The 22,685-nt window shown below is 60.8% G+C and carries 16 protein-coding genes and 1 pseudogene; 5 read left to right on the plus strand and 12 right to left on the minus strand.

All coding sequences use genetic code 11. The annotated features are described in order from the left end of the window. Positions 1–62: 62 nt before the first annotated feature. From AC3WLT_RS25220 to AC3WLT_RS25235, 4 genes and pseudogenes are all read left to right on the plus strand, one after another. Positions 63–1,262 carry an amidohydrolase family protein gene (locus tag AC3WLT_RS25220; RefSeq protein WP_492594405.1) on the plus strand — a complete coding sequence of 400 codons (1,200 nt, stop codon included), beginning with the start codon at positions 63–65 and terminating at the stop codon, positions 1,260–1,262. Positions 1,263–1,293: 31 nt separating this feature from the next. Further along, positions 1,294–1,794 (plus strand): annotated as a pseudogene (locus AC3WLT_RS25225) ((2Fe-2S)-binding protein); the annotation flags it as partial. A 98-nt stretch (positions 1,795–1,892) separates the two neighbouring features. After that, on the plus strand, positions 1,893–5,549 hold the full coding sequence (locus AC3WLT_RS25230; RefSeq protein ID WP_492594406.1) for a molybdopterin cofactor-binding domain-containing protein: 3,657 nt from the start codon (positions 1,893–1,895) through the stop codon (positions 5,547–5,549). A gap of 71 nt (positions 5,550–5,620) precedes the next feature. After that, positions 5,621–6,826 (plus strand): ABC transporter substrate-binding protein, encoded by a 1,206-nt coding sequence (locus AC3WLT_RS25235; RefSeq protein WP_492594407.1) that lies wholly within the window; start codon positions 5,621–5,623, stop codon positions 6,824–6,826. Between the two features lie 137 nt (positions 6,827–6,963). Here AC3WLT_RS25235 and AC3WLT_RS25240 read toward each other — a convergent pair whose 3' ends face one another. Further along, entirely contained in the window at positions 6,964–7,215 is a 252-nt protein-coding gene (locus AC3WLT_RS25240) for a hypothetical protein (RefSeq protein ID WP_492594408.1), read from the minus strand. Positions 7,216–7,443: 228 nt separating this feature from the next. Then, positions 7,444–8,772, minus strand: coding sequence for an omega-aminotransferase AptA (gene aptA, locus AC3WLT_RS25245; RefSeq protein ID WP_492594409.1), 1,329 nt, complete (start codon positions 8,770–8,772; stop codon positions 7,444–7,446). Between the two features lie 328 nt (positions 8,773–9,100). Here aptA and AC3WLT_RS25250 point away from each other — a divergent pair, with 328 nt between their 5' ends. Then, the gene (locus AC3WLT_RS25250) at positions 9,101–10,540 is read left to right on the plus strand and encodes an aminotransferase-like domain-containing protein (RefSeq protein WP_492594410.1); all 1,440 of its coding nucleotides are present in this window, start codon (positions 9,101–9,103) and stop codon (positions 10,538–10,540) included. Positions 10,541–10,552: 12 nt separating this feature from the next. Here the strand turns inward: AC3WLT_RS25250 and AC3WLT_RS25255 are convergent, their stop codons facing one another. The 10 genes from AC3WLT_RS25255 to AC3WLT_RS25300 form a co-directional block, all read right to left on the minus strand. Continuing rightward, positions 10,553–11,167 carry a LysE family translocator gene (locus AC3WLT_RS25255; protein ID WP_492594411.1) on the minus strand — a complete coding sequence of 205 codons (615 nt, stop codon included), beginning with the start codon at positions 11,165–11,167 and terminating at the stop codon, positions 10,553–10,555. A 306-nt stretch (positions 11,168–11,473) separates the two neighbouring features. After that, positions 11,474–12,379 carry a phosphotransferase family protein gene (locus AC3WLT_RS25260; RefSeq protein WP_492594412.1) on the minus strand — a complete coding sequence of 302 codons (906 nt, stop codon included), beginning with the start codon at positions 12,377–12,379 and terminating at the stop codon, positions 11,474–11,476. Between the two features lie 35 nt (positions 12,380–12,414). After that, the gene (locus tag AC3WLT_RS25265; protein ID WP_492594413.1) at positions 12,415–13,011 is read right to left on the minus strand and encodes a hypothetical protein; all 597 of its coding nucleotides are present in this window, start codon (positions 13,009–13,011) and stop codon (positions 12,415–12,417) included. A gap of 501 nt (positions 13,012–13,512) precedes the next feature. Continuing rightward, positions 13,513–13,932, minus strand: a complete 420-nt coding sequence (locus AC3WLT_RS25270; RefSeq protein WP_492594414.1) for a hypothetical protein — start codon at positions 13,930–13,932, stop codon at positions 13,513–13,515. A gap of 283 nt (positions 13,933–14,215) precedes the next feature. Continuing rightward, positions 14,216–14,758: a hypothetical protein gene (locus AC3WLT_RS25275; RefSeq protein WP_492594415.1), complete on the minus strand. Its 543-nt coding sequence runs from the start codon at positions 14,756–14,758 to the stop codon at positions 14,216–14,218. Then, on the minus strand, positions 14,752–16,404 hold the full coding sequence (locus AC3WLT_RS25280) for a glycoside hydrolase family 19 protein (protein ID WP_492594416.1): 1,653 nt from the start codon (positions 16,402–16,404) through the stop codon (positions 14,752–14,754). Before AC3WLT_RS25280 ends, AC3WLT_RS25275 begins: the two co-directional genes overlap by 7 nt. Before the next feature lie 64 nt (positions 16,405–16,468). Next, positions 16,469–17,047, minus strand: a complete 579-nt coding sequence (locus tag AC3WLT_RS25285) for a lysozyme inhibitor LprI family protein (RefSeq protein ID WP_492594417.1) — start codon at positions 17,045–17,047, stop codon at positions 16,469–16,471. 4 nt (positions 17,048–17,051) lie between these two features. Then, a complete protein-coding gene (locus AC3WLT_RS25290; protein WP_492594418.1) occupies positions 17,052–19,700 on the minus strand; it encodes a pesticin C-terminus-like muramidase in 2,649 nt (882 codons plus the stop codon). 187 nt (positions 19,701–19,887) lie between these two features. Next, positions 19,888–22,224, minus strand: a complete 2,337-nt coding sequence (locus AC3WLT_RS25295; protein ID WP_492594419.1) for a type VI secretion system Vgr family protein — start codon at positions 22,222–22,224, stop codon at positions 19,888–19,890. Between the two features lie 205 nt (positions 22,225–22,429). Then, a partial coding sequence (locus AC3WLT_RS25300) for a hypothetical protein (protein WP_492594420.1) occupies positions 22,430–22,685 on the minus strand: 256 nt, incomplete at its 5' end.

Genomic DNA, 22,685 nt, shown 5'->3' on the forward strand with positions numbered 1-22,685 from the left:
GGCGAGGCGTGCTGGGTACGCATGCGTGCGGCGCGGGACAGTTGTTGCGAAAGGAGAAGCAGATGGCAGCAGAGACGTTGACAGGCTTGTCGGGCAAGGTCGCGGTAACGAACATCGGCTTGCTGTTGTCCGGCGACATCGATCGGCCGATTCTCGACGCCGACACGCTGGTGATCGACGACGGCGTGATCGTCGCGCTCGGCAAGGAGAAGGATTGCAACCTCGAAGGCGCGCGCACTACCGTCGATTGCAAAGGCACCACCGTGGCGCCCGGCCTGATCGATTCGCACGTGCATCCGGTGTTCGGCGACTGGACGCCGCGTCAGAATCAGATGGGCTGGATCGAGTCGAATCTGAACGGCGGCGTCACCACGATGATCTCCGCCGGCGAGGTGCATCTGCCGGGCCGCCCGAAAGACGTGCTCGGCGTGAAAGCGCTCGCGATCACCGCGCAACGCTCGTTCGAAGGGATGCGCGGCGCGGGCGTCGGCGGCGGTGTGAAGGTGATGGCCGGCGCGCCGGTGATCGAGAAGGGCATGGTCGAGGAAGACTTCAAGGAGCTGTCTGAAGCAGGCGTAAAGCTGCTTGGCGAAGTCGGTCTCGGCAGCGTGAAGGGCGGTGAGGAAGCGGCGCAGATGGTCGCTTGGGCGCGCAAGTATGGGATTCAAAGCACGATTCATACGGGCGGTCCGTCGATTCCGGGCTCGGGGCTGATCGACCGGGACGTGGTGCTCGCCGCGGATGCCGACGTGATCGGCCACATCAACGGCGGCCATACGTCGCTGTCGTACCGGCATGTATGCGATCTGTGCGAGCAGTCGAGCCGCGCGCTGGAGATCGTTCACAACGGCAACGAGCGGATCGCATTGCTGACCGCGCGTCACGCGATCGAATTGAAGTGTCCGCATCGGATCATTCTCGGCACCGACAGCCCCGCGGGTTCCGGCGTGCAGCCGCTCGGCATTCTGCGGATGATCGCGCTGATCTCGAGCCTCGCCGATGTACCCGCTGAAATCGCCTTCTGCTTCGCGACCGGCAATACGGCGCGGCAACGCAATCTGCGCCAGGGCCTGATCGAGGTGGGCCGTCCCGCCGACCTCGTGTTCATGGACCGCGCGCAGCATACGGCCGCCGATACGCTGCTCGAAAGCGTGCAGCTCGGCGATATTCCGGGCGTCGGCATGGTGATGATCGACGGGTTGATTCGTTGCCGCCGCAGCCGCAATACACCGCCGGCGACCGAAGTGCCGGAGGTGATCTGAGCGCGCGGCGCGCAGCGTGAGCGGCACTTTCATGAACCGCCCGGCGACCCTCACGCTGAAGGTGAACGGCGCGACGCATCTCGTCAGCGCCGCTGCCGACACGCCTCTGCTTTATCTGCTGCGCAACGACCTCGCGTTGAACGGGCCGAAATTCGGCTGTGGTCTCGGCGAATGCGGCGCGTGCACGGTGCTGCTCGACGGCATGCCGACGCGTTCCTGCGTGACGACTGCGAAGGTCGCGTTGGGTCGCGAGATCACCACGCTCGAAGGATTGGGCACGCGTGCCGCACTGCATCCGGTGCAGCAGGCGTTCATCGAAGAACAGGCCGCGCAGTGCGGCTATTGCCTGAACGGCATGATCATGACCGCCAAAGCGCTGCTCGATCGCGATCCGCATCCGAGCGTCGACACGATCCGGCGCGAGTTGTCGCGCAACCTGTGCCGTTGCGGCACGCACGTCGAGATCGTGCGCGCGGTGCAGCGCGCGGCTGAGTTGCTCGCGGCGCAAACGGACGCACAAACGGACGCACAAACGGACGCACAAACGGACGCACAAACGGACGCACAAACGTCCGCGCAATCAGACGCACAAACGTCCGCGCAATCAGACGCGCAGACAGGAGCGCGAGCATGACAGGGCCGGATTTCAGCGTCGATCGCCGGTCCGCGCCGCCGTCGCGGCAGCAACTCCATGACGCGCAGAACGTGCTGATCGTCACGCGGCCGCCGCAAGCGCCGCTGAAGCCCGCCATCGGTCAGCCGGGGTCGCGGTCGTCGTTTGTGCCTACAGACGCAGACCTGTTTCTCGTGGTGCGCGACGACGGCAGTGTGGTCGCGTTCAACGGTCATGTGGATCTCGGCACGGGTATCGGCACGGCGCTCGCGCAGATCGTCGCGGAAGAACTCGACGTGCCGTTGACGCGCGTGTCGCTCGTGCTCGGACATACCAGCGAGGCGCCGAATCAGGGGCCGACGATTGCGAGCGCCACGATCCAGATTTCGGCGGTGCCGTTGCGGCAGGCGGCGGCGCAGGCGCGGCAGTTTCTGGTGGCCGAGGCAGCGCGGCGCCTGAATGTGAACGCGGATGCGTTGGACGTGCGAGACGGCGTGATTTTCCGCCGCGATGGCGCCGGTTCTGGCGATGTCGAAACAGGCATCGGCTACGGCGAGTTGATCGCGGGACGACGCATCGAACTGACGCTCGCGACCGATGCGCCTCTGAAATCGCCGGACACGTACAGGATCGTCGGCAGGAGCACGCCGCGCGTCGATATTCCCGCCAAGGCCACGGGCGAATTGAGCTTTGTCCACGACGTGCGCGTGCCGGGCATGCTGCACGGCCGGGTGGTGCGGCCGCCGTATGCGGGCGTCGCGCAGGGCGAGTTCGTGGGCAGCAGCTTGCTGCATCTCGATGAAGACTCGGTCAGCGATTTGCCGGGCATCGTCAAGGTGGTGGTGCTTCGCGACTTCGTCGGCATCGTGGCTGAGCGCGAAGAGGTGGCGCAGCAGGCGGTCAGGCGGCTGAACGTGCAATGGAAAGCGGTGGAAGGTTTGCCGCCGCTCGAAACCAGCCACGAGGTGGAGGCCGCCTTGCGCGCGAATCCGTCGACGCGGCGCGATCTGGCGATCGACGGCGACGTCGATGCGGCGCTCGGCGATGCCGGCGCCCGTACGCTCGAGCGCACGTACGTATGGCCGTTCCAGATGCATGCGTCGATTGGGCCGTCGTGCGCGGTGGCCGACTATCGCGACGGTACGCTGAAGGTATGGTCCGGCACGCAGAATCCGCATTCGCTGCGCGCCGATCTCGCGCTGCTGATGACGCTCGACGAAGCCCGCATCGAAATCGTGCGTATGGACGCGGCGGGCTGCTACGGCCGCAATTGCGCGGACGATGTCGCTGCCGACGCCGCGCTGCTGTCGCGCGCGGCCGGCGCTCCGGTGCGCGTGCAACTGTCGCGCGAAGACGAGCATGCGTGGGAACCGAAGGGCGCCGCGCAATTGATGGACGTGCGCGGCGCTTTGGACGCCGAAGGCGAGCTCGCGGGATACGACTTCGCGACGCGTTATCCATCGAACGACGCGCCGACGTTAGCGTTGCTGCTGACCGGCACGATCTCCGCGCAGCCGCAAGTGTTCGAAATGGGCGACCGCACGGCGGTGCCGCCGTACGACTACCGCACGATGCGCATTGTCTGCGACGACACGCCGCCGATCGTGCGGGCGTCGTGGTTGCGCGGCGTGTCCGCGTTGCCGAACACGTTCGCGCACGAATCGTTCATCGACGAACTCGCGGCCGAGGCGGGCGTCGATCCGGTCGAGTTTCGCCTGAAGCATCTGACCGACCCGCGTGCGATCGATCTGGTCAAAGCGGTGGCGGAGAAGGCGGCCTGGGAGCCGCGCAACGTCGCGCTGAAAGATGCGGACGAAGGCGACGTCGCGCGCGGCAGAGGTTTCGCTTATGCCCGCTACGTGCACAGCAAATTTCCCGGTTTCGGCGCGGCGTGGTCCGCGTGGGTCGCCGACGTCGAAGTCAATCGCAGGAGCGGTGAACTCGCGGTAACGCGCGTGGTGGTCGGCCAGGACACCGGCACGATGGTCAATCCGGACGGCGTGCGTCATCAGATCCACGGCAACGTGATCCAGGCGACCAGCCGCGCGTTGAAGGAGCGTGTGACCTTCGGCGAAAACGCGGTGACGAGCCAGGAGTGGGGCGCGTATCCGATTCTGACGTTCCGTGAAGTGCCGGTGATCGACGTGGTGATGATGCCGCGCCACGGCGAGCCGCCGATGGGCACCGGCGAATCGGCGTCGCTGCCTGGCGCCGCGGCGATCGCCAACGCGTTGTACGACGCGACCGGCGTACGCTTTCGCCGCCCGCCGTTCACGCCCGAAACGATTCGCGCCGCGCTCGCCGATGCGCAGGCGGAGGAAGCGGCGGCGCGCAAGAAGAAACGCTGGCGGCTGGGCTTTCTCGGCGCGCTGGCGACCGGTGCGGCCGGCTGGCTCGGCGCATTGGCGTTGGCGCCGCAGGCCATCGCGCCGATCACGCCGCCGCTGCCGAGCGCTTTCGCGCCGGAACGGGTGGCGCGCGGCAAACTGCTCGCTGCGCTGGGTAATTGCGCGGTTTGCCATACCGCGCACAACGGCGTGCCGAACGCCGGCGGCAAGCCGCTCGAGACGCCGTTCGGCACCGTCTACAGCACCAACATCACGCCCGACGGACAGACCGGCATCGGCACGTGGTCGCTGGAGGCGTTCGTGCGGGCGATGCGCGAGGGCATCAGCCGCGACGGCCATCATCTGTATCCCGCGTTCCCGTACACGTCGTTCAGGAACACGTCCGACGACGATCTGAAAGCGCTCTACACGTACCTGATGTCGCAAACGCCGGTGCGCTCGCGTCCGCCGGAAACGAAGCTGGCGTTTCCGTTTAGCGTGCGTCCGCTGATGAGCGCATGGAACGGGCTCTTCCTCGGCCGCAATACCTTCACCGCCGACGCAACGCAAAGCGCGCAATGGAATCGCGGCGCCTATCTGGTGAACGGCCTCGGCCATTGCAGCGCGTGCCATACGCCGCGCAACGCGTTCGGCGCCGAAAAAACCGGTGCGGCCTTCTTTGGCGGCGGCATGGCGGAAGGCTGGGAAGCGCCCGCACTGACGACGCTTTCGAATGCGCCCGTGCCCTGGACCGAGGACGAACTGTTCGGCTATTTGCGCTTCGGTCACGCGCCGCTGCATGGCGTCGCGGCTGGCCCGATGGCGCCCGTCGTCGGCGATCTGGCGGCGTTGCCCGACAGCGATATTCGCGCGATGGCCGCTTATCTGGCGTCGCTCAATCCGCTCGAGCCCAATGCCGATCCGCAGGCCGTGGCGCGTCAGTACGAGCAGGCCAGCGCGATCGCGGGACCAGGCGCGAGAACCGGCGCGAGAACCGGCGCGGGAATGGCTTCCGGCCTCGGCGCGCGGCTTTTCGACGGCGCGTGCGCCGCCTGTCATCACACCGGCAGCGGGCCGCAACTGTTCGGCGCGCATCCGTCGCTGGCGCTCAACACGAATCTGCACAGCGCCACGCCCGATAATCTGATTCGCGTGATTCTCGAGGGCATCGGCTCGCCTGCCCGGCCCGAACTCGGTACGATGCCGGCTTACCGCGACAGTTTCAACGACGCCCAGGTGGCCGAGCTCGTGTCGTATCTGCGTCAGCAGTTTGCCGGCGGCAAGCCCGCATGGCAGGACGTCAGAGCGAGCGTCGCCCGAATTCGCGCGACGCCGCGAGTCGATTGATTCGCCCGACGCTTGACCGCTTGATAAAAACTACCGGCATTCCCGCAATTCTTTTGATAACGGAGAAACGCATGACCACGCGCGCAGGATGGATCACTCGCCTCACGGTTTCGATGACGTTGTCGCTTGCTGCTTTCGGCGCGGGCGCACAGACCATCAAGCTTGGCGAAATCAACAGCTACAAGGCGCAGCCCGCCTTTCTCGGGCCTTACAAGAATGGCTGGAATCTCGCGCTCGAACAGGTGAATGCGGCGGGCGGCGTGCTCGGCAAGCAACTCGAAGTGGTGTCGCGCGACGACAACGGCAATCCGGGCGACGCGATCCGCGTCGCACAGGAGCTGATTGCGCGCGAGCAGGTGCAACTGTTGTTTGGCGGTTTCCTGTCGAACACCGGCCTCGCGCTGACCGACTTCGCGAAGCAGAAGAAGATTTTCTTCCTGGCCGCTGAGCCGCTCACCGACAAGATCGTGTGGGCCGACGGCAACAAATACACGTACCGTCTGCGTCCTTCGACGTATATGCAGGTTGCGATGCTGGTGCCGGAAGCCGCGAAGCTGAAGAAGAAGCGTTGGGCGCTGGTGTATCCGAACTACGAGTATGGACAATCGGCGGTGGCGACGTTCAAGAAGCTGCTGACGGCGGCGCAGCCCGACGTGCAATTCGTCGCGGAGCAGGCGACGCCGCTTGGCAATGTCGACGCGGGTGCGGTGACGCAGGCGCTTGCCGACGCGAAACCCGACGCGATTTTTAACGTGCTGTTCGGCGCCGATCTTGGGAAGTTTGTCCGCGAAGGCAATACGCGCGGGTTGTTCAAGGATCGGAGCGTGGTGTCGTTGCTGACTGGCGAGCCGGACTATCTCGACCCATTGGGGGCGGAAGCGCCTGCCGGCTGGATCGTGACGGGCTACCCCTGGTATTCGATCGATACGCCGGCCAACAAGAAGTTTGTCGATGCGTATCAGGCGAAGTATCACGACTATCCGCGACTGGGGTCTGTCGTCGGCTATTCTGCGCTGATGTCGATTGCTGCCGGGATCAGGAAGGCGGGTTCTACCGATCCTGACAAACTTGCCGCTGCGTTCAAGGGGCTCGGGGTCGACACGCCTTTCGGCCCGATTACCTATCGGGCGCTGGATAATCAGTCGACCATGGGGGCTTATGTCGGCGTCACTGGCGTGAAGGATGGGAAGGGGGTCATGACTTCTTATCGGTATATTGATGGCGCCAGCGTGCAGCCTTCGGATGCCGAGGTTAAGAAGTTGAGGGCGGCTGAATAAGGGCGTTTTTTGCGCGTAGCGCGTGGTGGGTTGTACGCCGTAAAGGCCCAGCCAAAGTGCCGCGAAGGCAAGCAGATCAGGAACAAGCCGATGCTGTAGGCGACAACCAGGCAACAACCGGCTGCTACGCGCAAAAACTACTCTTCTGCATCATGCTCAATGACAAACCGCTTCAAATAAGCCAGCACGGCGGCTTCCAGCGCCCGATGGTCAGCGGTGCTCCTGGACCCGGCATTCTCCTCGTCGCCGAACAGGCTGGAAGGCGCATCATGCACATCCACTTCCTGGCCTTCGCGAAAAATGCGAATCTCATGAACATCTTCGGCGTACTCGGCGATCCAATGCACGCCTTCGATATGCACGCCTGCGCGAACGGTAGGTATCTTCATGGGCGTCTCCCGGCGGGTCGGACCACGACGCCAACCCTCGCTATCACCATACGCTGTCCAGCTAGCCGGCGCGAGTCTTGTCCGGCATTTTCCTGAAGTTTCGCCACGCCGCAGGCCGCTTCTCCGACACGCGCAGACCGCGCGAAAAACCCCTCCAGACAGCGCTTCCAGCGAATCGATCGCCACCCGGAAGCGCCCCGGCACACGCACCACGGTCTTTCCGGCTTCTTACTGCACCGTTGCCAGCACGTCGCGCACGGTCTTGAAGAGGTGCGCGATCTGTTCTTCGTTAATGATGAGCGGCGGCGAAAACGCGAGGATGTCGCCGGTAAAGCGCACCAGCACGCCCGCTTCGAAGCACTTCACGAACGCTTCGTACGCCCGCGCACCCGGTGCGCCGTCGCGCGGTTCCAGTTCGACGCCCGCGATCATGCCGAGATTGCGGATGTCCTTCACATGCTTCGCATCGCGCAGCGTGTGAGCCGCCGCTTCGAAGCTCGGTGCGAGCGATGCCGCGCGCTCGAACAGGCCTTCGCGGCGATACAGATCGAGCGTCGCAACCGCCGCGGCAGCCGCGGCCGGGTGCGCCGAATACGTATAACCGTGGAACAGTTCGATCGCGCCTTGCGCGCCGCTGTTGACGATCGTGTCGTGGATCGTGCGGCTCGCCGCCACCGCGCCCATCGGGATCGCGGCGTTGTTGATCGCCTTCGCCATCGTCAGCAGGTCCGGCGTCACACCGAAATATTCGCTCGCCGTCGCTTTGCCGACGCGGCCGAAACCGGTAATCACTTCGTCGAAAATCAGCAGGATGCCGTGCTTCGTGCAAATCTCGCGCAGCTTCTGCAAATAGCCTTGCGGCGGAATCAGCACGCCCGTGGAGCCCGCCACCGGTTCGACGATCACCGCGGCAATCGTCGACGCGTCGTGCAGTGCGACGATGCGCTCGAGTTCTTCGGCCAGATGCGCGCCCCACGCCGGCTGACCCTTCGAAAACGCGTTGTGTTCGAGGTTATGCGTGTGCGGCAGATGATCGACCGCCGGCAGCAGCGCGCCGGAGAACGTCTTGCGGTTCGGCGCGATCCCGCCGACCGAAATGCCGCCGAAGCCCACGCCGTGATAGCCGCGCTCGCGGCCGATCAGACGCGTGCGCTGGCCCTCGCCACGTGCACGGTGGTACGCCAGCGCGATTTTCAGCGCGGTGTCGACCGATTCGGAACCGGAATTCGTGAAGAAGATCCGGTCGAGCCCGTTCGGCATCAATTCGGCCACTTTCGACGCCGCTTCGAACGCGAGCGGGTGGCCCATCTGGAAGGTCGGCGCGAAGTCGAGCGTGGACAGTTGCTGGGTGATCGCGGCGACGATTTCATCGCGGCCGTGGCCGGCGTTCACACACCACAGACCCGCGCAGCCGTCGAGCACTTCGCGCCCGTCCGTGGTGCGGTAATACATGCCCTTGGCCGATTCCAGCAGGCGCGGCGCAGCCTTGAACTGGCGGTTGGCGGTGAAGGGCATCCAGAAAGACGACAGGTCGTCGATGACGGGGCGCGAAGTCATGGTTTTCTCCTCGAAGTGGTAGCGAAACTGTAGCGTCCGCGGTTTAATGGCGGCATAAACAGTTGCTGCAGTGTGGTGCTAACTGTGTTGGTGAAATTGCGATAACTGTGCCGATTGGTTGGGTGCTCCGGCCGCCCGTGCGAGGCCGGTCGCCTATGCGGGCCGGTCGGACCTAACCGGCTGCACCTTGCCGGTAGCGCCTCGCCCGTAGCACCCTTCCGGTAGCGCCTCGCCGGTAGCGCCTAACCGGCCGCACCTTGCCGGTAGCACCTCGCCGGTAGCACCTCGCCGGTAGCACCTCGCCGGTAGCACAAATCTCCGTCCTTACATGATCGAACTGGAACTTGAACGCGACCGCCGCGCCGCCCCGACGCTCGTCGAGCAGGTCGTGCAGGGCTTTGCATGCGCCATCGAGGCGCAATCGCTGCGCGCCGGCGCGCTGTTGCCATCGGTGCGTCAACTGGCGCAAAGCCACGCATTGAGCACCTTCACGGTCACGGAGGCCTACAACCGTCTGGTTTCGATGGGCCTCGTGGTCGCCCGGCGCGGCTCGGGTTATCGCGTCGCGGCGCGCGCGCCGTCCGCGCGGGTCGCCCCGACCGACTGGCAACCGCCGAGCCTGACCGCCACGTGGCTGCTCTCCGACGTGTTCGCCGATCATTCGGTGCCGATCAAGGCGGGCGGCGGCTGGCTGCCGAACGAGTGGATCAACGAGACCGGTTTGCAGCACGCGCTGCGCGCGATGAGCCGGGTGCCGGCGGCGCGGCTTGGCGATTATGGGCATCCGTACGGTTTCGCGCCGCTGCGCGAGCGGATCGCCGAGCAACTCGACCGGCGCGGCTTGCCGGTTGACGTCTCGAACGTGTTGCTCACGCAGGGCGCGACACAAGGGCTGGATCTGATCGTGCGCACGCTGCTGCGGGCGGGCGACGCCGTGATCGTCGAAGACCCCGGCTACTGCAATCTGCTGCAGATTCTCAAGCTGGCCGGACTGGTCGTGCACGGCGTGCCGCGCACGCCGGCCGGCGTCGATACGGATGTGCTCGAAACGCTGGTCGCGCAGCACAAGCCGAAAGCGATCTTCGTCAACACCACGCTGCAGAATCCGACCGGCGCGACCTTCGGCATGTCGGCCGCGTTCCGTCTGTTGCAGATCGCGGAGCGCCAGCGCATGTGGGTGATCGAAGACGACGTCAGCCGTGAACTGGCGCCGCCCGGCGCGCCGCTTTTCGCCGCGATGGAAGGCTTGCAGCGCGTGCTGTATGTGGGCGGTTTTTCGAAGACGGTGACGCCGGGGCTGCGCTGCGGCTACGTGGTCGCCGAGCGTGCGGTGCTGCGCGAACTGGCGCGCACGAAGATGGCGGTGGGGTTGACGTCGTCGGAAGCGATCGAGCGGATCGTCGACAAGGTGCTGCTCGAGGGGCGCTACGCGCGTCACGTCGAAGCCGTGAACGAGCGGCTCAAGGCGGCGCATGCGACTGTCGAAGAGCGGCTCGATTCGCTCGGCCTCGAACTGTTTCACCGGCCACGCGCCGGCCTGTTCCTGTGGGCGCGCCTGCCGATCGAGCCGGAGCGGGCCGGCGAAGTGGCGACGGCCGCGCTCACGCACGGCATCTGGCTCGCGCCCGGCTCCTATTTCCGCCCCGACGATGCGCCGAGCGCCTGGTTCCGTTTCAACGCGCCGTACTCGACCGACGACGCGTTGTGGCGCTTCATCGAACGGGTCGGCCGGGACTCGGGGCAGGGCTCCGCATGGGCCGCTCGCTGACGGCCGCCGCGCCTAGCCGAGCAGCTTCAGCGCGATCGGATACAGCGTCAGCACCAGCAGCAGCGCCATCACCACGTTGAAGATGCGCAGCTGCTTCGGGTCCGACAGCACGCGCCGCATGGCAGTGCCGAAGCCCGCCCACAGGCAGATGCACGGGAAGCCGACCACGTAGAAAATGATCGCCATCGCCAGCGCGTTGAGGCTGTAGCTCTCGCTGAGGTGAATGGTGGTGGCGGCGGTCAGCACCATCATCCATGCCTTCGGATTCACCCACTGGAAAGCTATGGCCTCATGAAACTTCATGGGCCGGCGTTCGCCTTTCTTCACCTTCAGTTCGCCCGACGTGCCGATTTTCCACGCGAGATACAGCAGATAAGCGACGCTCGCGACTTCGAGCACGGTGTACAGCACGGGAAAGTGCACGAAGGCCTCGCCAAGGCCGATGCCGACCGACAGCATCAACAGCACGACGCCAGCACTGATGCCAGACAGATGCGGCAGCGTGCGGCGAAAGCCGAAGTTGACGCCCGAGGCCAGCAGCATGGTGTTGTTCGGACCGGGCGTGATGGTGGTGACGAGCGCGAACAGAATGCCGGCGGGCAGCGCGCTGAGACTGAGGAAAGACATGGGTGGCTCCGGTGTCGATAGGACTTTCAGGCATTCTAGCGACGCAAGCCGGTACAGTACCGGTACGGATTTTGAAATGGTGTCCGGTACGGATGGCGTGGCGGTGTCTGCTGTCGGACTTGATGCTGTGATGGGCTTCGAAATTCCGGATGATGGCCTTGACCATTGGCTGGTTGTGGAACGATCGCTTCAGAAAGCTTACATTGCGCTGCTTCGCGCGTGCCTTGAGCGCCTGAATCAGGGTAGATTTCCCTGAACCATCGGAGCCCTTGATGGCGACGAGGAATTTCACGGTGTTGGATTGCATCAGGAAAGCCCGGCAATGCGTGCGGCGTTGGCCGCTTCGTTGAATTTACCCTTCTTTAGCCAAGTGGAAATCGAAAGCATCGTCCGCAACTGAAGCGCTGCACTGAATACCTGTTCACGGATTCCGCTATCGGACAAATACGAGGCCCTGTAAATTTGCGCGATGTCGGCCTGACCACCGAGGCTGAGTCGCAGAAAGGTGTACGCCGCGCACATGGCTGGATGCGTGAGGCGGCAATTCGGATCGGTGATCACGATTTCTCCATCCGCATTCAGCAAGATGTTGTCCATCGAGAGATCCGAATGGGTCAAGGTACCACCGCTTTTTTCGTGTTCACAATCCGATTCGATGCAGCAGGTTGCGGCGAGAAATTGTGAACGCAGTTGCCCCCGGAACATCTCGTGCTGCGCTATCTGAGCAAGACGCCGTTCCCACTCGATCTCCATTTCGCCGGAGAAGGTGCCGGCCACACCTTGCCACGGTTGTTCCCTGTCAGGACGACCGTATCCTTGTCCGGCAGCACGATGCATCAGGCTTTGAAGCCTGGCGATTCGCTTCACCATGTCAGTTGACACATGGCCGAAACCGGCGAGCGGTGCGCCATTCACTCTCTCCATGACCAGAATGTCGGGCCCATGGTCGTGGATCGTGTCATCAACCAGCAAGACATTGGGCACTGGAACGCCGCTGGCTCGCCAGGAATCCAGGAAGTAGGCCTCCGACTTTGCCGTGCCCGGAGCAATCGTAAGCTTCACGACCACCGGAAGACCGGACGAACGCTGTGTCCCACCCAGGACCGTCGATTGCCCGTTCGATAAAAGCTGCAGATCATGAAACCCGCCTTCGCACCGGTGAACAAGCAAGGCGTTGATAGCGGCCAGCGACCACGATGAACCATCACTCAAGCGTATATCCATAGTTTCCTCTTTCCCGCACCTGCTCACGAAGCCTGAAAAGCGACGAAAAACGTTCCATGAAAAAATTCCTGGCTTGTGCCGGATTCAATGTAGACGGCGTCAAGCAGCACGGCCGGCGAGAATGGACGCTCGGCGATCTGCCCTGCGTGCAGACCTTCGCCTCGAAGGTCATCAACTAGGACACCACGGACTTCCGGCAGCACTACGCGGACCTGCAAAGGCTCGTCGCGGAGCGCAAGTATGCAGAAGAGAGCGGCACGCTCGACCGCTTCGACGCGGCGCACCCGAACGTCGAACAGGGACTGGCGATCTATCAGGCCGCCAATAGCGAAGTGAAAGCGCTGTTCAGGGAACGCAAGGAAGCGGAAGCGATCGAGGACGGCGCACAGCGGCAGCAGGCCGTGCGTGAACTGAACCGGCGCCTGCGGCTGATTCAGATGACCGCGAATCACGCGTACCGGGAAGCGCAGAACGATTGACCCGTAGCCAGGAGCAGCATCATGCGCCGCCTGCTCGCCGCCGCGTGCCTCATCCTCTGCCTGACTGTGCTCGCGGTTTGCGCCTGCACGCTGATCTATATCGAAGGCAGTTCGAACAGCGTCACCGATACGGGCGGGCATAGCGGCACGGTCGCCATGCCCGCATCCGCTTTCGATCCTTCACTGGTCCGGTAGCGCCCAGGACTTTTCGCCCTATGTTTATGGTTGAAATGCAGTCAGAACAGCGACGGAGTTGCACCGGTTTAGCAGCCTGACGTTGAACGCGCACGGCACCTTACGCGCGCATTCCTGAGCGGTCCTGTGATGCGATCAGTAACGGCTTCGGTTCGCACTTGCACATGCACCAGTCGTAGCCCAGCGCCTGCTTGCGTCCGCCCGGCCCCCTGTCCGGCAGACGCTCCCCCACGCAGAGAATCCAGCCTCCGGTATTGCATTTCGGACACCAGACGGGATCGCCTTCATACGCCACGGCGCGGCCGTTCATCGTATCGGCCCGCGACTTGACCTATACCGTCCCGCCTGCCGTGGTCGTGTCGCCTTCACGGATATCAAAACGTTGACTCATCGTTAATTCCCTTGAAACAGATAGTGATGCTTTGAGAAACCGCCTCCATGCCGGGGTTACGTCGTCTCGGCGTAGGGCACAAAATGCCACTGCTGGAACTCTGGATCGAACAAGGCAAGCTGCCTGCAATCTTCCGGGTCTCCGCGCGTTAGCTCCATTGAGTCAATTGCCAGGTCAGCGATCACCTGTCGGCGCAGGCCGGTCCAGTCCGGGATGTTCCGTGCCGTTTCCTGCCACGCATAAAGGCCCGCGAGTTCGCGAAACCGGGAGTATTCCGCGAGCATGATTTCATCGACTTCGAACCCGGATGGATCAAGCGCCCAATGGTGCATGAGTCTGCAACATCTGCCGAATGCGCCTCCCGGCCTCGCGATAATCCGGCCATCAAGCGCAGGCCATCCGAGGTGCATGTCGGCAATAAGCCCGTGCCCGTCATGGTCGCGAAACAGGCTCTCTTCGATCTCGGACGCGGCCATGACCTGATGGGGCTCCCCGCGTCTCGTAAGGTGAGCCGCTTCGATTACGGCATCGAACGGTGACAGAAAACATGTGACTGCGCGGCCTAGTTCAGTTCTTACGGTATCGACGCACCAGTCACCGTCTTCGTCTCTGAAGAGCAGGACATAGGCGGGTACGACACTAAAAAACGGCTGTGCATTGCCGTCACGCTGGATTACGGAAGATGTCAAAACCGACCTCCTTTTGTGGGTCTCCACGCATACGAGCAGCCACTCCTCGGTGATTGGCAACGATTGGTTCCTACCAATCCTTTAACTGATGGAGTCTCCTACGAATAGAGGCTGCATCCTTGAATGGATATGTGACAGCGACTCCATCCCTTACCCCATCCCATCCTTGACCAAACTTGTTCATTATCTTGTCCTGCCGTGTAAACGGCGCAGTATCACTAACAAGATTGTATTTATAGACATAGACTTTGTAGAAATCCCCTTGAAAATCGGATGCTTGAGAGTTAATCGACCATTTTACTAGCACGGCGAAGCTTTTGCTCTTGCCAAAAAGAACTGTTGCTATTTGCGGACTTCCGCCTTCCACCTCATATCGGTCGATCTCAACGGCCTTAGCGCCTTCGCAAACCCAATTCGTAACAATATCATACGGTTGCGCACCAAGCGCATGAGTCTCATTCGGATAATATCTTTGACCAAATTCCAAGGCACAGCCGTGCTTTATCTGATCGGCCGAAATTCTAGGTGGCGATCGACCGTAAGAATCTGCAAATGACGGCGATAACATGCTTGCCGCTAGCAAAGATAAAATAAATACCAGCTTCTTTACCATCCATTTGCTCCAGTTAACGTTGCATCCCAATCATGCTTGCATGGCTGTTGCCCTTTATTAATTATCTCAAAGGCCCGACGAGCGGCGGCTTTTCGACGGTCAATGTCCTTTAGGGCAGGGTTTATTATTTTTGTAACGATCTTTGGGTTGTTTGCATCCGCTGGGGAGTTGATCGTGCGACTGCTCCAAAACCACGCTGAAGAATCGGTGGCGGCATGCCTATCGCTCTCGACCTTCGTTGGGTCACTTGCTATGTCAATGCCGCTGGCATTTTTGTACTGGTTGTAGCTTGCCAGCCATGTCAAATGTAAAAGACCGCGACCTCTGTAGTCCCTGTTTGGATACTCGTTATCTCCGAACAAAACCATACCCAACTCACTGTCGTTATTAACAAGATGAGTCTTTGTATAGTTCTCCATTTGCGCGACGTTCCAGTCTGGATGGAGTCGGTGCAAACCGTTCTTCAGTGCGGTTGTATATATTCCCCACAACCTATTCCCGTCGCTATAGCGCAAATTCTCCCTGAATGCTGTAAACCCACCGCACTCAACCTCACATTGACCAAAGAAATGAGAAATACGGTTGCATGTATTTATCTTATATTTTTTGAATGCAATATTTAGCTCCGCAGAAAATCCGATTGAATCTTTCTGGCTTATATTTGAGAATATTTTTCTCAGAATTTCGGACGTAATCGTCAAATCAGTGCCGCAATGTGGGCATATCAACCCAGCAGAAAGGAAATTGCCAACCAAAGCAATGGGATGAATATGATGCACCGTCGCGCTGGCAGAAAAGCCCGCGACCTTGCCCTTCACATCGTTCCACCATTGCAGCTTGTGGATGCGCTGCAATTCCACCTGCCAGTTCTCCCGCGCGTTGCGCATCAGCGGCGTGATTGCGTCCCATCGCGACATGTCACCGCCCCATTCGCTTTCGTAGCGAAGGATCACGTGTGATAGGGCCTGCGCGAGCCAAGGCGTGCGCATGGCGGCCTGCATGGCCCTGGCGCCCGCAGGATTCCCCGGTTTGGGCTTGCGACTGGCACCGTAGCTCGGAGGGGGAGCCAGCCTTGCGATCGTCTGTTCCAGTTTCAGCAGCAACGGACTGCCATTGACTGCGCTGACCGATGGCTCGAATTCCTTCGGTTCCTTCCAGTCCGCCGCACCGGTGACGACCAGATTGCGCTTGAAGGCATCCGCGAGATTGATACCGGTGGCGTCCACCTTCTCAAAGCCGGGCCACGCCCACGGACTCTGCCACTGTGTACCGGGATGGTTCTTCTCGCAGACCCAGCCCGTAGCCGGGTGGCCGTCTGCATTGCCGAATTTCACATACCACCATTGCGTCTTGCCGTCGTCAACAGCCTTGTCCCGCGCACTCAATCCGTCGAGTTGACTGCGTGGATACACCAGCGTAAATGCGTTCGCCGGATCGGCCACCTTTTGCACGCTCAGCGGGAACCGGCTCCAGGCGGGCGTTGTGGCCGTTGCGGTTGCGAGTTGGCACACGACTGCCTGGCCTTGCTCAGTTCTTTCGGTGACAAGGCAGGGGTCGCCGTCATCGTCTTCAAAAAAGAGAATGTAGACCGGCAACGCCCTGAAGAACGAAAGTCCGCTGTGGTCATGCCGGATACCGGGAGTCAACAAGGTTATCCTCCGTTATTTTCGCGTCTCGTTGTAGCAGCGCTGTTCATTCGGCATCGTGAGGCTACCAGTTTTTGTAAAAATTCATCCTCGCCACACAAACGTCGTGCTCCTCTAGAAGCTTGGCGTGAGTCATTTGGCAATTAGCTTCGACGTATCGAAACCAGTCCTGATTATTTCCATCTGGCGTATCTCGAGATAATTTATTGAGCACCTGACCCGCATTGCCATTTTCATATTCATTCGCCATGAAATTTAAAGCCTGCTTAAAATCATTCATGCTATACGAGTTATCAAGGAAAAGGAGTTCGCGTGTCCTCGTGGACGTTACCGATTCTAAACAAGCCAATTTATCGATACCCGCTTCCTGACCTGGGCTGGTTTCATCAAATGCTACTTGACAGTACCTAGTCTTGTACTGAATCCAATAGCGTTGCGCCTGCTGTAACTTCTTGCGATCTGCTTCCACCCATTTTTTCCCCAGCGCCTGATAAACACGATTTAATTCAGCATCAGTTTCCTTGAAATTTGATTCGGCACAAGTCTCAATCTCGCGCGTTATCTGACTGTCACATACCGACTTGGAATAAGCGGAATTAGACAGTATAAATAGTCCAGTAAATATCACACTAATTCGCTTCATTTATTTATCTCCAGCAATTGCAGTTCATGCCCTCTTCAAACAAATTCGCTTCTTCATCGCGCCGGATCAGAAGTCCTTTTTGCGTAACTGGGTCCCATAGTGTCTTCATAGCCCGTAATTGGAGTGGAACGTCAGATGCATTATTTGCACTAATATCCGCCCGAATCGCACGCATATGTACTCTCGTTTTTTGCCCAGGCTTGTCCTGCATGCCTGGACCGCGATTAATCACAAGATCCAGAAGCGCACCCGAGCAATGGGGATGAAGACCTACAACACCGGGAAATGCGTCAACCGTCTGCTGCGCATACCGTCGTTTCATCACCATCGCCAAACGCAACGCCATATCTAAGGTGACAGGTATGTCTGCCAGCGAGGGCTGTAGATGTCTCGCTTGATCTCCGTGCTTTCCCGATGCTCCCTGGAGTCGGGTGATTTGAGCAGTCGAAAAAATGCAGTTCAGATCGGTTGCAATTTGAGCAGGACTCTGTTGCCCCAAATCATAGCCATAGCCAACCGTCACGCCGCTAGATTGATCGCCACCCGGAACATACGGATGATCTTTATAGCCTTCATTCGAAAGAATAAATTGAAAAGATTTTTTCGAGATTCTGAATGTACCTTCCGTAGTCTCAAACTCGAAGACTTCCGTTTTGCATGTCGAGGGACATCCGCTGAAATTCGCAATGAGGCCAATCGGGTGAATATGATGCACCGTCGCGCTGGCAGGAAAGCCCGCGACCTTGCCCTTCACATCGTTCCACCATTGCAGCTTGTGGATGCGCTGCAATTCGACCTGCCAGTTCTCCCGCGCGTTGCGCATCAGCGGCGTGATTGCGTCCCATCGCGACATGTCACCGCCCCATTCGCTTTCGTAGCGAAGGATCACGTGTGATAGGGCCTGCGCGAGCCACGGCGTGCGCATTGCCGCCTGCATGGCCCTGGCCGTAACCTTGCCCGCAGGATTCTCCGGCTTGGGCTTGCGACTGGCTCCATAGGTCGGAGGGGGAGCCAGCCTTGCGATCGTCTGTTCCAGTTTCAGCAGCAACGGACTGCCGTTGACCGCGCTGACCGATGGCTCGAATTCCTTCTGTTCCTTCCAGTCCGCCGCACTGGTGACGACCAGGTTGCGCTTGAAGGCATCCGCGAGATTGATACCGGTGGCGTCCACCTTCTCAAAGCCGGGCCACGCCCACGGGCTCTGCCACTGTGTACCGGGATGGTCCTTTTCGCAGACCCAGCCCGTAGCCGGGTGGCCGTCTGCATTGCCGAATTTCACATACCACCATTGCGTCTTGCCGTCGTCAACAGCCTTGTCCCGCGCACTCAATCCGTCGAGTTGACTGCGTGGATACACCAGCGTAAATGCGTTCGCCGGATCGGCCACCTTTTGCAGGCTAAGCGGGAACCGGCTCCAGGCGGGCGTTGTGGCCGTTGCGGTTGCAAGTTTCTCGCGCTCGATCCATACAGGCGGCCCCTCGGGCATGAGCAGGGTCGTGGTCGAATCCTGATATCGCGGTTGCACCTTGACCCAGGGACCGCTTGCCGGACTGTCCGGTGTCACATCAGCCCGGTACAGGGGATGCCAGTCACACAACTTGCGATCCGCCGGAGGGATGTCTTTCACCAGTTTCGCGCCCGCATTTATCACCAGAAGGGTCCGCTGCTCGACGGGTAGCTGTGCCGCCCGCGCGCGGCTTTTATCCAGAAACGCGCTGAAACCATCGTCGGCAAAGACTTCGAGATGCAACAGCTGGCGCTTCGGCACAGGCGGCAGCGGCGTCGCGCGCTCGTAATCGTGATACTCGCCGATCTGGCCGAGCGGCGTCCCGGCCTTGACGAATACCGGCTTCGGAGGAATCACCACCTGTCCTACCGGGTCCGGTTCCTTGATCCCTTGCAGGTTCGGCTTGTACAGCCAGCCCCAGTCGTTTTCAGGCGTGACCTTCGCGTTATCGGCTTCAGTTTTCCACGGCACATTCTGGTCCTCCCACCCCAAATAGCCGCCATTGACCGGGCTGACCATATGACCCGCCGTGATGGTCTTGATGTGTACCCACTGGCCGCGCGTCTCGCCGACGATGACCTCGCTGCCTTCGGGCAGGAAGCCGACCTGTTCGCCCGCCGTGAAGCTGCCGGCCTTCTTGCCCGCCTTCGGCTCCGTCCAGACGAATGCGCCCGCCACCCCGGTCGTGCCTCCCTCGGGCGGGGCCATCTGATGATCCCTGTTCTGAACGCGGAACGCGTCAACATCCAGCCACCACCACGGACGCTTCAGTTTCTCATCGGCCAGATAGGTCGCCCAGTCCGCCGTGTGCATGTAGAGACTGTAGATATCGTGTGACTCGTCAGCTGGCTGTACGCCCGTGCTGTTGGGCGCGGGCGGCAGCGTCAGCGTATGGCGTGCCAGCACGAAGCCGGTCGAGTACATGGCCCACTTGCCGTCCTTGAATTGCAGGTGCGGATAGGCGTCATCGATCCTGTAGGCAACAATGTATCCGTCAGCAATGCAGCGCACGCCGTCCTTTGTCCCGAACATGCCGACGCCGTTGTTCAGGTGGATACCGCCGTGCGGAAAGCCATTGACCCCCAGCGGGAAAAAGCCGTCATCCATTCCGGCCAGTGCCTGATAGAAGGTCTGCGGGCTGGTCACTTCCTTGTTGTCCCTGTCCGCAAACGGATAGCGCCACGTCAGCGGTGTGGTCGCTGGGGGCGGCGCGGGGGCCGCTGATGCGGGCGCAGGGGCCGATGCTGGTGCGGGATGCGGGTGAGCTTGTGCGGGCATGCTTGTAAGGTGTGGTAGTGGTAAGGGTCAGTAAGTCAGGTTCGACGCAACGTTGTCAGCCGGAGAACCGTGAACCGTGAGCGCCCGTATCCGGCAGATCGGTCGTCCACGGGAGCCCTTGCTTGACCATTGCCGAATCCGGGGCGTCCTTCTGGAACGACACCGCCTTTTCGATGTAGTCACCCGGTGTGGCGTTCGTGATGTTGGAGGGGGTGATACGGACGTATGAACCGCCCGCGCCAATCCAGACCTCATCCTTTGCCGAGAGGATGAGCTTGCCGTTCGAGCTGGTTATCTTGATATCCTTCAGGGCCGACATATCAAGCTCGTCGCTCTGCGCCTGAATCTGGACCTTCCCGCGCGCTGCAAACAGCTTGATGCCGAGGGTATGGGCGAACAGCGACAGCGCGCTTTCGGCCGCCATGACGATGCTCTTCAGGGCGCTCACGTTGAAGCCTGAGCCAGTCGTCACATTCACGTCCTTACCCGCGCCAACCGATACACGATCAGGCGTCGAAACAGCGATGCCCCGGGGCGAGGACAGCAGCATGACGGCCTCCTTCAGCTCGTTCACGCTGTTCTTCAGCCATTCGTTTTCGGCCTTCAGGTCGGCGATCTCGGCCTTCGCCGTGTTCGCGAGATCGGCCAGCCCCTGAGCCTGAACCTGTAGTGTCTGGAACTGCTGCATGGCTTCCGCCATGTCGGTCTGTTTGTCGCCAGCCTGTTGCTGTACATCGCTGGACAGCATCAGCCCGCCACCGGCACGCAGCGCGCCCTGCTTATCGGTGCGCAGTTCAAAGCCGTTGCCGCGATGCTCACGTTTACCGTTGACGATGTGACCCAGGGTCAGCTGGCTCTTGCCTGAATGCTCGGTGGAGAACCTGACGTGTTCCTCACCTTCCCAGTCTTCAAGATCAACCTCGTTGCCGCTCTGCGTATAAATGCGGTTGCGCGACATCAGGCGATCCTGACAGGTAATCAGGTCGACCTGCTGGCTCGTGTGATGGAAAGCGCTGATATACGGCTTGTTCGGACAACCGTCTCTAAATTCTATGATGGCTTCCGTCTGCTCCACTGCAGGGAAGTGGAAGCCTGTCTGCAAGCCGCCCGCGAATGGTTTCGCAAGCCGCAGCGGCACGCTCTCGCCACCGGCAGGCCACTCGCCATAGTCACAATCGAAGCGGACGACGTAATAGCCCTGCTGTGTCAGATAGGCATATTTGTACTTGCCCGGTGACGTGACACGGGCACTCAGCGTTCCCGTGATTTTCGGCCACCGATGATCCTCGATTCTTAACCGGAAACGCCGGTCCGAAGGAATGGCCTTGTAGGTGTTGCGATAGGGCTGGTCACGCGCGCCCGAGTGCGTGACTTCGATGATGACCTGACCGTGCGGCGCATCCGGCAGATTGTCGTCTGTAGTCAGGATGCGACCGGGACGCAGTTCGCGCAGGTTGCTCTCGCCTGTATAGACGACCTGCCACGCGAGCGCAGCCTCGTGGCGTAACTGTGCTTCCCACCGTGCGCCGTCCTGATCAAGATGACCCGTGCCGTAGATATAGGGCTGGCCGTAAGTCGTTGTATCGCTTTGGGCGACGTTCCCCTCGGCCCTGAACCGCTCCCATGCCTGGTCGGGGTTATAGTCGGCCACGACAAAGGACTGGGGCACCATTTCGGTGTCCGTGCGCAACGCCGACACGGATTCTTCGCCCGTCATCAGGCCCGAGATGGCCCGGTGCAGGGCCGTGACCTTGGGCTGGTACACATAGTGGTCGATATCGTCGCCAAAAATTACGACATCGCCGTGATCGCCCTGGATGATGTAGCTGTACATGCCTTCCTGCTGCATGAGCATGTTGACAAAATCCCAGTCTCCCTGCTGGTACTGGAACCTGAACTGGTGCCTTGGATACTGGCGACGCAACTTGAAGATGAACTGATGCCCCTTCAGTTCGTTGCGGCGCAGGACCGAATCGATGATCTCGGGCGCACTCTGGTTCTGGTAGGTCTGCGTCGTGCGGGGATTCAGGCAGGCGATGTGCGCTTCGAGAACTATCTCGTAACTGCTAAAGTCATTTGTCGTCTTCGTATGCGAGAAGCGTGTAATGCGTCCCCAGTACACGACCGGCTCGCCGCCATCGTCGGGCACGAGCCTGAACTGCGCCTCATGTCCCAGGATCACATCACGCTTTAGCTTGTCCGGGAAAGTCGCGACGATATCGATGCGGTAGGGCTGCCCCATCCTTTCGACGGCACGGTATGACACCACCGAAATACCCTCGATCCTTTCAGGCCCGAGCACCTGAAGGAAATATTTCTCGTGGTCACCAGCCCCCGCGGGCTTCTTCGGATTACGTTTAAGCTCGTCCCAATTCTCAACTGTTGAACTCACAAACCACTCCCCCTGTTCCTGATCTGGTCGCACAAACCGTTAGCTGACCATTTAACTTTCATCAGGTCAACCAAGTGTTTTCGAGATAGCCTTGAATTGACAATTTTCAAACATTCCTCTCTCACTTTATTTCTAATGCATATTTGTGCTGGATGGCGCGTAGGCGCAAGGCTCTGTCTCGTCTTCCGCTGGAAAATGCCTCCATCTATGGAAGTACCCCGTCGCACAGTTCCCGGAACTGATCCAGTTCCAGTTGAAGGTCTGACCGGGCATCCTCGGCAATCGTCCGCAGTTGTGCTACGACGGGCGTGCTGTCAAGGTTCGACGCCTGCATGTATTGAATGGTGACCGCGAGCTTGACCAGCTTCGCAAAGGCGTCCGCGTAGTGCAGGCCTATGCGCAGCGTACGGGCTCGTTTCTTCGAGCGGGGAATTGTGCGGGGCGTGCTTGGGGTCTTGCGG

This window comes from Paraburkholderia sp. FW306-2-2C-D06C, from assembly GCF_058781505.1.